The following is a 14,830-nucleotide window of genomic DNA, read 5'->3' as shown; positions in this document are numbered from 1 at the left end:
GCGACAGCGGGAAATATGGCTTGATCCGACGCATCTGCTTGTTCGTCAGCCAAAACAGATCACTCATGACAGGCTCCTCCTGCCACCAGTGAATCAGATCACCACGACCGTGTGAATCCCTTTAATGGGTCCTGAGCCTAGCCACTAGCCACTAGCCACTAGCCACTAGCCACTAGCCACTGGCCAGTTCTGACTCATCGCACCGCAAGCTCGTCCACCAGCCGCGCCATCCCGTACACATCTCGCAGCGCCGTGGTCACCGCGCCGGTGGTCACGATCACCGAGCGGTTGACGTTGACGTCATAGCCATAGGCGTTGCGCTGGGTCAGGACGGTGGAGTCGAAATTGGCCCCAAGAATCTCACCCGCCGCATTGACGACCGGCGAACCCGACGAGCCACCGATGGTGTCGGAAGACACGGCCATGTTCAGCACGGTGTCGCCGTCGATCCGGGCCTTCGCCGCCAGCAGTTTCGGCGCCACGTCGAACGGCACCGAGCCGGTTGCACGGTCCCACAGGCCGTCGAAGGTGGTGAAGGCGCCGAAGCGCTGGCCCGGCACGTCCGTGCCCTCGATCTTGCCGTAGGTCAGGCGCAGCGTGCCGGTCGCGTCCGGATAAACGCTGTCGCCATAGGCGGCGAAGCGGGCCGAGGCCAGGCGTTCGGACGCGCGGTCGGTCGGCGCCTGCACGCGGGCCTCCCAGTCCGAACGCACGGCGCGGCTGTCGTCCTGCATGGCCAGGGCGAAACGGATCATCGGATCGTCAGAGGCGCGGATGGCCTCGATGCCGCCTTCCCACAGGGCCTTGCGGACGGCGGTATCGCCGAGTTTCGTTCCGGTCGTCAGTCGCGCCGACAGGGCCTCGGGCGATTCCCGGCCCAGCAGGGCGCGCACGCGCGGATCATCGACCGTCAGCCATTCACGGGTCTTGGACAGCCACCATTCCATGCGGACCTGATCCAGCGCCGGATGGACCGGGCGCTCGGCGAACAGACCGGACTGAACTGTGGCCAGACGGCTGTCGGCGAATTCGGGCAGGCGTTCGGCCGAGGGCTTGTCGCGCTCCTGCGCCCCACGCACCAGCGTGCGCGCCCAGAGGAACAGCTGTGAGCCGCCGGCGACCGGCGTCGTGCCCACCCCCGCGGCGCCCTCCAGCAGAGCGTAGGCCGCATAGGTCTCGCGCTGGATCGGCTGCACCGCGGCCAGTTCGCGCCACGGATCGCCGACGCGCGCGGTCAGCTCGGCATTCGCCGCGACACGCCGGCGGAAATCGGCCTCATTGGCCGCCCGCGTCGCCATGAAGGCCGGATCGACCAGCGCCCGCATCCGGCCCAGTCCGCGCTTGTAGGTGTTCTCGAGGCTGACGATCGGGTCCATGGCGATGAAGGCGTTCTCCTCGCTCTCGGCCGAGAATCGCAGCAGACGCCCGCGCAATTCGCTGGCCAGAAGCTGGTCCATCGGCAGGACCACGTCGCGGATCGTGAACAACTGGTCCTGGGTCAGCAGCCGCTGGGTCGCGCCGGGGCTGCCCGAGACGAACACCGGCGTGCCCTCCACCGGCTTGTCGGCGTTCCATTTGAAGTGGGTCGGCGTCGCCGCCGGGGCGCCGTTTTCGTACAGGCGGATGAAGGCCGCATCGATGGCGAAGCGGGGGAAGCTGAAATTGTCCAGATCGCCGCCGAAGGTCGCGGCCCGGTCCTCCGGGGCCCAGGCCAGACGCACGTCCGAATATGTCTTGTAGGTGTAGAGCTTGAACTGGCCGCCCCGGTACAGGGTCACGACCTGACAGCGCTTGCCCGCGACGCCGCCGCAGGCCTCGCTCTCGATCCGGCCCGCCTCGGCGTCGCGCGCGCGGGTGAAGTCCCGGCCGTCCAGCCCGGCGCCGGCCGCCCGCATCCGCTCGGTCACGTCGCTGATGTCGGTCAGGATCTCGGCCGTGCCGCCCGGGCATTTCAGCTCGTCCTCGCGATTGCGCGGGGCGAAGCCGGTCTGGGCGTAGTTGACCGCCTGGGTCGAGAGGTTGGCCACGCAGGTGGCGACACAGTGATTGTTGGTCATCACCAGCCCCTCGGTCGAGACGATGCCCGCCGAACAGCCGCCGTACTTCACTGACGACAGCCGCACCCGGTCCAGCCAAGCCTGATCGATGTTGGTGCCGAGCGTGGCGTTGGCTCGCGCGATGGGGAAGTTGTCGAAGGTCCACATGCCTTCTTCCGCCTGCGCGGTCGATCCGGCGGCGAGGGTAAGGGCGATGGCGGTCAGGGTGATCTTCAGGTTACGCATCGACGTCTCCTTGCCTTCTCCCCTTGCGGGAGAAGGTGGCCCGCGCAGCGGGTCGGATGAGGGGTTTCACCAGCGGTCGCCGGTCGGGTAGCGGACCATGAATGACGAAGGGGTCGCCCGGCAAGACCGGAGCGACCCCTCATCCGTCAGGCGGAGTTTATCCTTGGGCCGACCAAGGTCGGACCCGGGGGCCCGGCACCTTCTCCCGCAAGGGGAGAAGGAACCTTGCGGGTTCCTACCGAACCCCCAGCTCTTCCAGCAGACGCGGGTTCGGATAGATGTTCCGCAGCGCCTCGGTGACGGCCGCAGTTGACACCGACACCGTGCGGTTCAGCGCGCCGTCATAGCCATAGGCCCCGCCCAGCGAGTGGATGTTGCCGTCGAAGGCCGTGCCGATGACTTCCCCGGCGGCGTTGATCACGGGCGAGCCCGAGTTCCCGCCGATGATGTCGTTGGTCGAGGAGAAATTATAGACCGTCTCCTTGTTTACCCGGCTCTCATTGTCGAGGAAGGCTTGGGCCGCATTGAACGGCTCGGCCCCGGTGGCCCGCTCGTACAGCCCGCCCATTCTGGTGAAGGCCGGCACCGTCACGCCGCGATAGCTCCAGCCCTCGACCCGGCCATAAGACAGGCGCGGGCTGAAGGTGGCGTCCGGATACTGGTTGGTGCCATAGACCGCGAACCGTGCCTGGGCGACCTTTTCGGCCGCGCGGGCGGTCGGAGCGTTGACCTCGGCGGCCCAGCGGGCGCCGATCGCGGTGGCGGCGGCGTCATTGGCGATGATGAAGGCCAGCAGCGGATCGGCCTCGGCCAGCTGGGCGGTCGTCATGGCCGCAGCCTGGGCCCGGAAGGCGGCGTCGGCCATCCGGGTGCCCGAGATCAGCCGCTCGGCCAAGGCTTCCGGGCTCTCGCGGCCCAGCATCGCCTTCACCTCGGCATTGTCGACTGTCAGATACTCGCGGGTCTTGGACAGCCAGTAGCGGAGCCGGATCTCTTCCATGTCCGTCGAGATCGGGGTCTCTGCACCCAGGGCGGTGGCCATTCGCGCGCGCTGCGCCTCGGTCATTGACGTATTCTTCGATGCACGCACGAGGGTGCGGGCCATCTGGTACAGGGTCGAGCCGCCGCCTGCAGCCTGCTCCAGTTGGCGGACGGACAGAAACAGTTCCCGCGCCGTGGCCTGCACCCCCTCAAGCTCGGCCCAGGGGTCGCCGATCCGCTGTACCAGCGTCGGGTCTGCGGCCACGCGCCCGCGCAGCTCGGTTTCGGCGTCGCGCCGGGCGCCGAGGAACGCAGGGTCCAGCAGCGACTGATGCTGGCCGTACTGGGCCTTGAAAGTGTTCTCCAGGCCGAAGATAGGGTCGAACGAAATCCGCTTGGCCTCGTCGCCGGTCAAGGAATATTCCAGCAGTCGCCCGCGCAGTTCCGAATTCTGGATCAGGGTCAGCGGTAGTTGTTGGTCGCGCAGACGCTCCAGCTGGCTCATGGTCAGCAGGCGCGAGGTCGAGCCGGGGTTGCCGGCCACGAAGACCGGGTCACCCTCGGCCGGGGCGTTGGGGTTCCAGCGCAGGAAGCCGGGGCTCTCGACCGGCTCACCGTCCTCATAGGCGCGCAGGAAGCCAGCATCGAGCGCGTAGCGCGGGAAGTTGAAATTGTCGGGGTCACCACCGAAGAAAGCCGCCTGGTTCTCGGGCGCGAATACCAGCCGGACGTCGTCATAGCGGCGGAATTTGTACAGGGCGAAACGGCCGCCGCGATAGAAGCTGATGACCTGGCAGTTAAATTTCCCATCGCCCGCGCAGGCCTCGGTCTGGACTGTGTTGGTCTCGGCGGTGCGGGCGGCGTTGAAGGCCGCGCCTTCCAGCCCGGCTCCGGCGGCCAGCACCCGGTCGGTCACGTCGACAATGTCGACCAGCACCTCGGCGGTCTGGCCCGGGCAGCGCTTTTCTTCTTCGCGGGACGCCGGCATCCAGCCGTTCTTGACGTAGTCGTTCCCGGGGCTGGACAGCTCCTGCACGCATCCGACCACGCAGTGCCAATTGGTCAGGATCAGGCCCTCCTCCGAAACGAACGAGGCCGAACAGCCCTGGATCCGCACTGAGGCGTTGCGCACCCGGTCCAGCCATGCCTGGTCGATCCGCGTGCCGTATTTGTCGTTGACGGTCTGGATCGGGAAATTGTCGAAAGTCCACATGCCTTCGTCGGCGCGGGCGCTGGTCGGGGCGGCCGTCACGGCCATGACTCCCATGATGGCGGCGATGGATGCGGTTGCCGATACGGCGGAACGAAGCGAAAGAAGGGTCATGGGGGAATGTCTCCTGTGGTTTTTCGACCATGGCGCGCCGGGCGCACGGCGCCAAGTCCGCTTCCTGTCCCGGCGACGACGCATATCGGGGATGAACTTAGCCCAACTGAACGGACTTAACCCGATTTAACTTGGCCCCAACCCTTGGAGTGGTCAGATACCCGCGAACGTTCAGGGGCTTTGTTTTTTTCGATGTCGCTCGCACTCTCCACGCTGCTTTATGAGTGGCGGCGCTACATGGCCGCCGTGATGGCGCTCGCCCTGTCGGGTCTGCTGGTGTTGGCCATGACCGGTGTCTTCATGGGCATCGGCAAAGGGTTCACGGCACAGATCGACCGGTCCAGCGCCGACGTCTTGATTCTCGCGCCCGGCGCAAAGGCCCTGGGTCAAGGCCCCTCCGGCGTGCCCCGGCGGTTCATTCCCCTGGTCTATCGACACCCCGACGTGGTCGAGGTCCGCGCCCTGGCCGGAAGCGGGGGGCAGTTCCAGAGCATCAAAGAGTATGATCCGACCGAAACACCGGCGGAACGGGCCCGACGCGGCGCACCCCGCGCCGAACAGGTCGCGGTCAACGTGATCGACACGACGCCGGGGGCGGTGACCATTCCGACCGACTATTCCGAGGAACTCATTGACGCGCTGCGTCAGCCCTATTCCGTCGCCGTCGACGAGAGCGCCATGGGACGGCTGGGGGTCAAGCTGGGCGACCGGGCGCTCTACAATGGCCAGACGGTTCGTGTGGTCGGCATCACCCGCGGCTATCCCAATCTGATCGTGGCCACGCTGGTGATGTCGCGCGACACGCTGCGAACGCTCGGCGGAACCAGCGATTCCAGCCCCCGGGTGGGACCCCTGATGGTCCGGCTGGCCGATCCGGAGCGGGCAGAGGTCGTTGCGGCCGAACTGAACGACATGGGCGAAGGGTCTTATCGGGCCTGGACCCGGTCGGAACTGGCCCTGGCCAACCAGGGAGCTATCCTTGAGAACGGCGTCCTGGTGGTGATCCTGGGGGGTGTCACCGTCATGGGGATCGTGATCGGCGTCGCCATCACCTGGCAGACGCTCCAGGGAGCGGTGTTGGCCAATATCAAGGAGTTTGCCTCCTTGCGGGCGTTGGGCGCGTCCATGGGATCGTTGCAGCGGATCGTGGTCGAGCTCAGCTTCTGGGTGGGCGTTACGGGTATCCTTGCGGCGGGCGTCCTGACCTGGCTGGTCTCCCTTCTCGCCGGAGCCAACGGCATCCTGCTGTATTTTCCGCTGCTGCTGATCCTGATTGTTTCCGGCGGCCTGATTGCCATCGCGATGCTGTCGGGGTTCCTTTCGCTGGGAATCCTCAAGAAGAGCCAACCGGCGGACCTGCTGCGATGAGCGACCTTATGCCACCCGTCGCGGAAACGGGCCATACCAAGGCCCACGGCAAGCAAGGCGATTTCGCGATCGAGGCCAGGGGCCTGCGCAAGAGGTTCAAGTCCGGCAAGGCCTTCGTCGAGGTTCTGAAGGGCGTCGATTTCGACGCCCGCCACGGCGACCTCACCATGGTCATGGGCCCCTCCGGGTCAGGCAAGTCGACCCTGATTGCAGCCCTGTCCGGTTTGCTCCGGCCGGAAGAGGGCGAGGTCGACACCCTCGGGGTGGACAACCTGTGGAAGCTCTCGCCCGACAAGATCGACAAGTTCCGTCTCGACCACTGCGGCTTCATCTTTCAGGGATTCAATCTGTTCCCGGCTTTGACGGCCTTGCAACAGGTCACCACCGTCCTGAAATTCCAGGGCCTGAGTTCGAGCGCAGCGAGAAAGCGCGCCACCCTCGCCCTGGAGGAAGTCGGCTTGGGTCCGCGCCTTCACCAGCGGCCGTCGGCCCTGTCGGGCGGCGAGAAGCAACGCGTGGCGATCGCCCGCTGCCTCGCCAAGGATCCGCAGATCCTGTTCGCCGATGAGCCGACCTCGGCCCTCGACGGCGAGAACGGCCAGGTGGTCATCCGTCTGCTCCGTCGCGCCGCGACCGAGCACGGTGCCGCCGTCATCTGCGTGACGCACGATCCTCGTCTCGAGGAATGGGCCGACCGCGTCATCAAGATCGAAGACGGCGTGATCATCGACGATCAGCGCCGCACCCCCAATCCCCACGCCAAGCTGGCCTCGCACTGAACCGACTTAGGACCTACGCCATGCCCGCCTTCCTCAAGAACAAATGGCTCTGGATCGGCCTCGTGCTGATCATTGCGCTCGTCGTCGGCTTCACCGTGATGCAGGGTGCCGCCAAGGCGAAAAAGGCCGAGGAAGAAAAGGCCCAGGCCAACAAGACGGAAAGCCCCTACGCGGCGATCGCCAACGGCAAGGTCGACATCGAGGGCGGCATCATCCAGATCGCGGCCCGCCGCGGCGGCGTGGTCCGTGACGTCCTCGTCCAAGAGGGCGACCGCGTGGTCGCCGGCCAGATTCTCGCTCGTCAGGAAGACGACGAACCCCGCTTGGCCCTCCAGAGCGCCAACGCCGATGTCAATCAGGCTGAAAGTCAGTTGCGCCTGATCCGGGTCGACATCCGTACCGCCCAGCGCGAGCACGACCGCCTGCAACAGCTGGTCGCGACCAATTTCGTCGCCGCCCAGCGCATGGACCAGGCCCGCGACGCCATCGCCCAGGCCCAGGCCCGTCTGGGATCGGCCCAAGCCGCCGTCCAGACCGCCCGCGCCCGCCGCGACCAAGCCGCCTACAATGTCGAACTGACGGTGACCCGCGCCCCGCAGGACGGCCGTATCGTGCGCCGCTACGCCAACCCCGGTTCCGGTGCCTCGACCCTGAACGTGTCCAACCTGTTCGATCTGGAGCCTGACGCCCCGCGCATCGCCCGCGCGGAGATCGTCGAGAGCGACCTCCCCAACATCACGCCCGGCCAGGCGGTCGAGATCACGCCCGAGGGCGACCCGTCCAAAGTCTATGTCGGCACCGTCCTGCGCCGCGCCGCCGTCTTTGGTGCCCGCAAGCTGGCCTCGGACGACCCCTCACAGCGCTCGGACGAACGGGTCGTGGAAGTGGTGGTCACCGCCGGCGACGCGCCGCTGCTGATAGGTCAGCGCGTATTGGTCAAATTCATGAAGCCCGGCCAGACCGCCGGCGCCCCCCGCGCCGCCACCGTCGGCGTCCCCGCCGACCGCGCGATGCAGATCCCCGCCAATGCGGGGTAACAAAAGGGGGTTTGTGATTAGTGGTCAGTGACTGGAGCGCTTTCGCCGCCCGCGCCCGCCGCCAACCCGGATCGCCGACCACCGATAACGTCCTGGCCTTCACGCCGGTAATGTCGCAGCCCAGGCCATGGCCGGTCAGTTCACCGCAGCGATCAATATGGAAGGGCGGGCCACAAATACAAAACCCCGGCCTTCTGGCCGGGGCTCTGTCAGGTCAGCGATCGCGGCGTGTCGCTTCAGCGGCGCCTGTCGATCTTTATGGGCACGAAGTTGGACGGATGGCTGATCGCGCGATCGCCCGCCCCATTGGTTTTCTTCGTGTTGACCAGCATGCCGCCCCACAGGGCGAAGGACATCATGGCGTGCTGGAGGTTTCGGTCTTTCTCGTTCATTCTGGCGTCTCCTTTCGACAACCGATGAAAAGAGACGCGTCGTGCTCGCAGGGGTTTGCACCCTCTCAGTCGTTTCGCGTCATGTCCACTATGCACCGTCGCGACCGAAAATGCAATATTATTGATCCGGTTCCGGAGCAATTTTAGCTTCAATGTCACAAAACGGATATTCTGGACCCCGTGTTATCGCCACACCCTGCATCCAGGTCTGCGTAATCGACGGTGCCGCGGGCCTGTGCCTCGGCTGCTGGCGTACCCTGCCCGAGATCGGCGGCTGGAGCGGTTTCACCGATGAGCAGCGGGACACGATCATGGCGGAGTTGCCTGCGCGGGCAGAGCAGAGGGCGAGGGGTTAGGGTCGAGGCCGAGAGGTCGCAAGCCTATAGCCAACCGCATCGAAACGCCTTGCTTCTGACACTCCTCGACGCTCGCTCTTCCCTTAACCTCCCGCACACCATGCCCGTTCACCGCATCCCAACCGGGCCGTGCGAAACCTTGGGGGCCGCAAAAAGCGGCGGCAGTCGCGTGATCCCGGGATGCGTTTCGACATTTCCATTTTCGCCGTGATGACCCTGGCGGTCGCGTCTGCCCTGAGCACGGCCTGGTGGATGGACCACGCAGGCCTGCGCAGCCAGGCCCACGCCGCCACCGTCATTGAGGCTCCCGCCACCACCGCCTCCGCCGCCCGGATCCCGCGCGCCGACGATGGTCACTACTGGGCCGACGCCCTGATCGAGGGCCGCGCGGTCCGCGTCATGGTCGATACGGGCGCCAGCGTGGTCGCCTTGACCCGCGCCGACGCCGCCCGCCTGGGTCTGAAGCTAGAGGCCGCCGACTTCTCCTCGACCGTGGTTACTGCCTCGGGTCCGGTACGCGCCGCGCCGGTTTCCCTGGGCGCCGTCGCCGTCGCGGGCACCCGGCTCGAGCGCGTGCAGGCCCTCGTCATCGAACAGGGGCTGCCGCACTCCCTGCTGGGCATGAGCTATCTGGGCCGGCTGTCCGCCTTCACCGCCACGCCGGTGGCGCTTACGCTGAGGCAGTAGGGGCGGGCGTTTCCGAGCCCATGGCCCCTACAAGGCCTTCCATGCCACCGACATCGCCGTCGCCAGCAGATAGACCGCGAACGCCTTCCTCAACACGCGCCGGTCCAGCGCATGCGCCAGTCTGGCCCCCAGCGGCGCCACGGCTGTCGTCAGCACCCCCATCACCACCGCCGCCGGCACATTGACGTAGCCGACCGAGAACGGTGGCCGCCCGCCGGCGTCCCAGCCGAAGGCCACGAACCCCAGCGCCGCCGCCGCCCCGATGGCCACGCCGAAGCCGGACGCGGTCGCCACCGCCTGGTGGATCGGCCGCCCGCACAGGGTCATCATCATGCCGCCGAAGCTGCCGCCGCCGATCCCCATCATGGCCGACAATCCGCCGATGACGGTCCCTGTCGCGCGCCGCCCCCAACCCTCAGGCAGGTCGCGTCGCAATGTGACGTGCTCAGGCAGCAACCCCATCTGCGCCGCCACCAGCGCCAGACAGACGCCATAGACGAGGGCCAGACCCTCCATCGACGTCACCCCCGCCACCGCCGCCCCGATCAGCCCGCCCACCGCCACCCAGGGCGTCCAGGTCTTCAGCACGCCCTCGTCCACAGCCCCGTGCTTCCGATGCGCCCTCAGCGAGCGCCACGACGTCGCGACGATGGTCAGCAGCGACGTCCCGATCGCCACATGCAGATTGCCCTCCCCCCCGACCCCCAGGACTTCAAAGGCATAGAACACCGCCGGCACGATCACCGTGCCGCCGCCCACGCCGAACACCCCGGCCACCAGCCCGCCCGCCAGCCCCGCCGCGACGAGGGCGGCGAGCAGGAGCAACAGGTCGGGCAGGGGGAGGGCGGTCATGACTCCAGCCTTAGCCATTCCTCCCCCACAGGGGGAGGGGGCCGATCCGAAGTCCTGGCGCAGGATGGTGGAGGGGTCAGGCCCGCAACCTTTCCCCGGTTAGCCCCGTTCTCACCGCGCAGAGGGCATCAGCCGGAAAGAACATGCCATGATCGCGATCAAGACACTCACTGCCACCGCCGTCGCCGCTTTGACGCTCGCCTCGGCCTCCGCCGCCGCCGCGCAAACGCCCTACACACAGACGCCGTACGGACAGCAGCCCTACCGCCAGACCCAGCCCGATCCCATCGGCGCCATCCTCGGTGCCCTGTTCGGCGACCGTCTGGGCGTGTCGACGACCCTGGACAGCGAATGGGGACGCGGGCGACGTCCGCTCAACGCCCAGCGCGACCAGTTCCAGAACCAACTCGACGCGGACGTGCGCTCCGGCGCCCTCTCGACCTCGGCCGCCGACAGCCTGAGCGCCGAATACCGAGATCTGGTCCAGCTGGAGGCGCGCTACACCGCCGACGGCCGCGTCACCACCCAGGAACGCGCCGATCTGGCCGAACGCTACCGCACCTTCTCCACCCGCTATCAGAGCGGCGGCTATGGAAACGACGACGACCGCTACGACGACTGGAGTCCCATCGTTGACAGCCGGACGTCCTTTGAGTCTCGCGTCAACGCCGGGGTGCGCGACCGCAGCCTGACCCGCGCCCAGGCCACACGTCTGATGACGGACTTCAACGCCCTGGTGCAGCTGGAGAGCAGTTATGGCCGCAACGGTATCGACGCCCGCGAACGTCAGGACCTTCGGTCCCGCTGGGCCGATCTGAACCGGCGCGTCGGCGACGACTGGCAGGACGGCGACGACTACTTTGACGACCGCTACAGTCAGGACGGTCGCGCCGTCGCGCTGGAAGCCCGAATCACGGCGGGCGAACGCAGCGGCGCCATCAGCCGCGTCGAGGCCGCTCGCCTGCGCGACGAACTGCGCGACCTCAGCCGCCGCTGGACCGACCTGGAAGCGCGGGTCGAGCTGGCGCGAAGGTAGCACCTGTCGGCCCGCTCTCCGGGCGGGAGAGGGTGAGAGGAGCTACGGTGTCTTCAGTCGATGCTGTGGTCCCTCATGTCACGCAGGAAACCGGAAAACGCGGCGCGACGCTGCGTTACCGCGAAGCTGAAGCGCCGCAGTTCGTCGCGCCTCGCAACAGGACACCGATCCATGGCCAATCGTCGCGGCAGCTTTGTGCTCACGCCCCCGTCCGTGCCTTTGTTCGCCGTGGCGGTGGTGCTCGCCGTCCTCGCCTTGCTGGCGCAGTACGGCGCGGTGAACATCCCGGTGATCAGCGCCAATGTGTTCGAGACCTTGGCCATCGCCTTCGCCATCCTGACCGCCGGCGTCCTGCTTCGCGGCGTTTGACAGTCCGCCCCTAGCCGCGCGGGGCGCTGCGCCCTACCTTCCGTTCATGGCCCGTTCTCCCTCCGCATCTGACCGCAAACCCGGCAAGCCGACCCACGTCCCGGGCCAGTCGGCCGGGATGTCCGCCGGACTGTCGGAGGCTCATGTCCCGTTCCTCTTCGACCCGGCGACGGCGGCCAACCGGATGCCGATGTTCGCGCCCGTCACCGGTCCGCGCCTGACACCGGAAGAGGCCCCCGGCAAGCCGTCCGACTGGGTCCCGCACCGCCCTGATCGCCCCGCCGGCCGCAAACACATCCCCTTCCGGCTGGAGACGAAATACACCCCCGCCGGGGACCAGCCCGCCGCCATCAAGGAGCTGGTGGCCACGGCGAACACCGGCGAGCGCGATCAGGTGCTGCTGGGCGTGACCGGCTCGGGCAAGACCTTCACCATGGCCAAGGTCATCGAGGCGACCCAGCGCCCGGCGCTGATCCTGGCCCCCAACAAGACACTCGCCGCCCAGCTCTATTCCGAGTTCAAGAGCTTCTTCCCCGACAATGCCGTCGAGTATTTCGTCAGCTACTACGATTACTACCAGCCGGAAGCTTATGTACCAAAATCAGATACTTACATCGAAAAGGACTCGTCCATAAACGAGCAGATCGACCGGATGCGGCATTCGGCGACGCGGGCGATCCTCGAGCGGGACGACGTCATCGTGGTGGCCAGCGTCAGCTGCATCTACGGCATCGGCTCGGTCGAGACCTATACAGCCATGACCTTCACGCTGAAGGTCGGCGACCAGATCGACGAGTCCAAGCTGCGGGCCGACCTGATCGCCCTGCAATACAAGCGCAACGACCTGAATTTCGAGCGCGGCATGTTCCGCAAGCGCGGCGACACCCTCGAAATCTTCCCCGTCCACCAGGAAGACCGCGCCTGGCGCGTCCAGCTGTTCGGCGACGAGATCGAGTCGATTCAGGAGTTCGACCCCCTGACGGGGAAAAAGACCGCCGACCTGACCGACATCACCGTCTATGCCGCCAGCCACTATGTCACCCCGCGCCCGTCGCTGAACCAGGCCGTCACCGGCATCAAGGCCGAGCTGAAGGAGACGCTCGACTGGATGGTCGAGAACGGCAAACTGCTCGAAGCGCAACGTCTGGAGCAACGCGTGCGCTTCGATCTGGAGATGATGGAGGCCACCGGCTCGTGCGCCGGGATCGAGAACTATTCCCGCTGGCTGACCGGCCGCAGCCCCGGCGAGCCGCCGCCCACCTTCTTCGAATACATCCCCGACAACGCCCTGCTGTTCGTCGACGAGAGCCACGTCACCGTGGGCCAGATCAGCGGCATGTACCGCGGCGATTACCGCCGCAAATCCACCCTGGCCGAATATGGCTTCCGCCTGCCCTCCTGTATCGACAACCGCCCGCTCAAGTTCGACGAATGGGACGCCATGCGGCCCCAGACGATGTTCGTCACCGCCACCCCCGGCCCGTGGGAGATGGAGCGCACCGGCGGCGTCTTCACCGAACAGGTCATCCGCCCCACCGGCCTGATCGACCCCCCAGTCGAGATCCGTCCGGTCAGCGGCACCACCCGCAACCAGGTCGACGACGTCATCGACGAGGTGAAATCCGTCGCCCGCGCCGGCTATCGCTCCCTCGTCACCGTCCTGACCAAGAAGATGGCCGAGGACCTGACCGAATACATGCACGAACAGGGCGTGCGCGTCCGCTACATGCACTCCGACGTCGACACGCTTGAGCGGATCGAGATCCTTCGCGACCTGCGCGTGGGCTCATTCGACGTCCTGATCGGCATCAACCTGCTGCGCGAGGGCCTCGACATCCCCGAATGCGGCCTGGTCGCCATCCTCGACGCCGACAAGGAGGGCTTCCTGCGCTCCGAGACCTCCCTGATCCAGACCATCGGCCGCGCGGCCCGCAACGTCGACGGCCGCGTCATCCTCTATGCCGACCGCATGACCGGCTCGATGGAGCGCGCCATCGCCGAGACCGACCGCCGGCGCGAGAAGCAGGAGGCGTATAACCTCGAACACGGCATCACCCCGGAATCGGTCAAGCGCGACATCCGCGAAATCCTGGCCAGCCCCTACGAAAGCCGCGCCCTCGACAGATTGACCGCGCCGGGCATGGCCGAGGAGTCCAGACCCTTCGTCGGCACCAATTTCCAGGCCGCGCTCAAGGACCTCGAGGGCCGCATGCGCAACGCCGCCGCCAATCTGGAGTTCGAGGAGGCGGCCCGGATGCGCGACGAGATCAAGCGGATGAAGCTGATGGACCTCGAGTTCGCCAACGACCTGATGACCCCGGCCGGGCAGGCGGTCGACAAGGAGGCTCCGAAGCGGGACCGGGCGGCGGCCAAGGCGGCGGCGGACGAGCGGTTCCGGAAGGGGCGGTGAGGGGTCAGCGCGCGGCTCGTCGACGCTGAATGCTCTGCTCGAGAAGGCCGATCAATCGTGTCCGGTCGTCGTCGATATCAAAATGCAAACGCCGACCTTGGAGGAAGTCCCGGAGCTGTGTCAGGCGTCCCAGCAACCTGCGCTGATCGCCTTTCGTCCGCTCGTCCATAAGCTTCAGAGCATAGGACATTCCATCGGTAAGAGGGCCACAGCTAACGCCAGACCCTTCCTCCTTAATAGTAGCCCAAAAGTCGAAGATTTCGTCTGGAACCCCCGCATAAATGGCTTCTGCAAAATATTTGAACGCGGTGTCTCTTGTATATTTGTACGATCTCGCAAAATCTCCGCCATCAATGCGCAGGTGATAATCAAATGCATCGAGATGTTTTCTAAGCGAAGAGCGGAAATAGCCGCGGGCATCTGTTGGGCTGATAAACTCCAGATCCTTTGCTCTCTCAAACTGCAATATTGCCGCCCTCAGAGCAAATGCGGCTTTCTCCCTTTGATCGTAGTGTTGGGACTCTGTCACCCATCGACAAATCTTGTCGCAAACGGCTCCGCCAAACCCTGCTTTACGCTCTGCCCAAAACCACGAATGAAGGTAACGGGCCTCGATCTCTGCATTCAATGCGATGCAGGCCTCAAAATTTTCGCGGGCCGCGGTAAGGTTTGGCGGCTCGAGATTGCAGTGAACCCATCCGCTAAGTGCCAAGAACGAGGGGTGTTCCGTAACAGTCGGAGCAAAGCCAGCGGACTGGAGTAAATGCAGGGCGTGCGCCGCATGGCCACTCTTAACTGCTTCCACACATCGGATCTCTAGGCTCAGGACCCATTAAAGGGATTCACACGGTCGTGGCGATCTGATTCACTGGTGGCAGGAGGTGCCTGTCATGAGTGATCTGTTTTGGCTGACGAACAAGCAGATGCGTCGGATCAAGCCATATTTCCCGCTGTCGC

Annotated in this window: 13 protein-coding genes; 8 read left to right on the top strand and 5 right to left on the bottom strand. The window is 66.0% G+C overall.

Annotation, left to right across the window (positions count from 1 at the left end; genetic code table 11):
* Window positions 1-194: 194 nt before the first annotated feature.
* Window positions 195-2,282, bottom strand: coding sequence for a S46 family peptidase (locus ACESMO_RS08260; RefSeq protein ID WP_372707682.1), 2,088 nt, complete (start codon window positions 2,280-2,282; stop codon window positions 195-197).
* Between the two features lie 235 nt (window positions 2,283-2,517).
* On the bottom strand, window positions 2,518-4,587 hold the full coding sequence (locus ACESMO_RS08255) for a S46 family peptidase (protein WP_372707681.1): 2,070 nt from the start codon (window positions 4,585-4,587) through the stop codon (window positions 2,518-2,520).
* Window positions 4,588-4,779: 192 nt separating this feature from the next.
* Here ACESMO_RS08255 and ACESMO_RS08250 point away from each other — a divergent pair, with 192 nt between their 5' ends.
* Genes ACESMO_RS08250 through ACESMO_RS08240 form a run of 3 tightly spaced genes read left to right on the top strand, consistent with a single transcriptional unit; the run spans window position 4,780 to window position 7,771 of the window.
* Window positions 4,780-5,955: an ABC transporter permease gene (locus ACESMO_RS08250; protein WP_372707680.1), complete on the top strand. Its 1,176-nt coding sequence runs from the start codon at window positions 4,780-4,782 to the stop codon at window positions 5,953-5,955.
* The gene (locus tag ACESMO_RS08245) at window positions 5,952-6,734 is read left to right on the top strand and encodes an ABC transporter ATP-binding protein (RefSeq protein WP_372707679.1); all 783 of its coding nucleotides are present in this window, start codon (window positions 5,952-5,954) and stop codon (window positions 6,732-6,734) included. The genes ACESMO_RS08250 and ACESMO_RS08245 overlap by 4 nt, the downstream gene beginning before the upstream one ends.
* A gap of 20 nt (window positions 6,735-6,754) precedes the next feature.
* Entirely contained in the window at window positions 6,755-7,771 is a 1,017-nt protein-coding gene (locus tag ACESMO_RS08240; RefSeq protein ID WP_372707678.1) for an HlyD family secretion protein, read from the top strand.
* Window positions 7,772-8,007: 236 nt separating this feature from the next.
* On the opposite strand, the gene ACESMO_RS08235 is transcribed toward ACESMO_RS08240, so the two are convergent.
* Window positions 8,008-8,163, bottom strand: coding sequence for a hypothetical protein (locus ACESMO_RS08235; protein ID WP_372707677.1), 156 nt, complete (start codon window positions 8,161-8,163; stop codon window positions 8,008-8,010).
* Between the two features lie 152 nt (window positions 8,164-8,315).
* Here ACESMO_RS08235 and ACESMO_RS08230 point away from each other — a divergent pair, with 152 nt between their 5' ends.
* Both ACESMO_RS08230 and ACESMO_RS08225 read left to right on the top strand, forming a co-directional pair.
* The gene (locus tag ACESMO_RS08230) at window positions 8,316-8,519 is read left to right on the top strand and encodes a DUF1289 domain-containing protein (RefSeq protein WP_372707676.1); all 204 of its coding nucleotides are present in this window, start codon (window positions 8,316-8,318) and stop codon (window positions 8,517-8,519) included.
* A 180-nt stretch (window positions 8,520-8,699) separates the two neighbouring features.
* Window positions 8,700-9,206 carry a TIGR02281 family clan AA aspartic protease gene (locus ACESMO_RS08225; RefSeq protein WP_372707675.1) on the top strand — a complete coding sequence of 169 codons (507 nt, stop codon included), beginning with the start codon at window positions 8,700-8,702 and terminating at the stop codon, window positions 9,204-9,206.
* A 27-nt stretch (window positions 9,207-9,233) separates the two neighbouring features.
* Here the strand turns inward: ACESMO_RS08225 and ACESMO_RS08220 are convergent, their stop codons facing one another.
* Entirely contained in the window at window positions 9,234-10,058 is an 825-nt protein-coding gene (locus tag ACESMO_RS08220) for a sulfite exporter TauE/SafE family protein (RefSeq protein WP_372707674.1), read from the bottom strand.
* 148 nt (window positions 10,059-10,206) lie between these two features.
* On the opposite strand from ACESMO_RS08220, the gene ACESMO_RS08215 reads away from it, so the two are divergent.
* The 3 genes from ACESMO_RS08215 (at window position 10,207) to uvrB (ending at window position 13,873) form a co-directional block, all read left to right on the top strand.
* Window positions 10,207-11,094, top strand: coding sequence for a hypothetical protein (locus tag ACESMO_RS08215; protein ID WP_372707673.1), 888 nt, complete (start codon window positions 10,207-10,209; stop codon window positions 11,092-11,094).
* Between the two features lie 171 nt (window positions 11,095-11,265).
* Window positions 11,266-11,463, top strand: coding sequence for a hypothetical protein (locus tag ACESMO_RS08210; protein ID WP_372707672.1), 198 nt, complete (start codon window positions 11,266-11,268; stop codon window positions 11,461-11,463).
* A 46-nt stretch (window positions 11,464-11,509) separates the two neighbouring features.
* A complete protein-coding gene (gene uvrB / locus ACESMO_RS08205) occupies window positions 11,510-13,873 on the top strand; it encodes an excinuclease ABC subunit UvrB (RefSeq protein ID WP_372707671.1) in 2,364 nt (787 codons plus the stop codon).
* Window positions 13,874-13,877: 4 nt separating this feature from the next.
* Here the strand turns inward: uvrB and ACESMO_RS08200 are convergent, their stop codons facing one another.
* Window positions 13,878-14,678, bottom strand: a complete 801-nt coding sequence (locus ACESMO_RS08200) for a hypothetical protein (RefSeq protein ID WP_372707670.1) — start codon at window positions 14,676-14,678, stop codon at window positions 13,878-13,880.
* Between the last annotated feature and the right edge of the window lie 152 nt (window positions 14,679-14,830).

This window comes from Brevundimonas sp. (assembly GCF_041688735.1).
Lineage (GTDB): Bacteria > Pseudomonadota > Alphaproteobacteria > Caulobacterales > Caulobacteraceae > Brevundimonas.
This window is presented reverse-complemented; position numbering and strand designations above follow the sequence as displayed.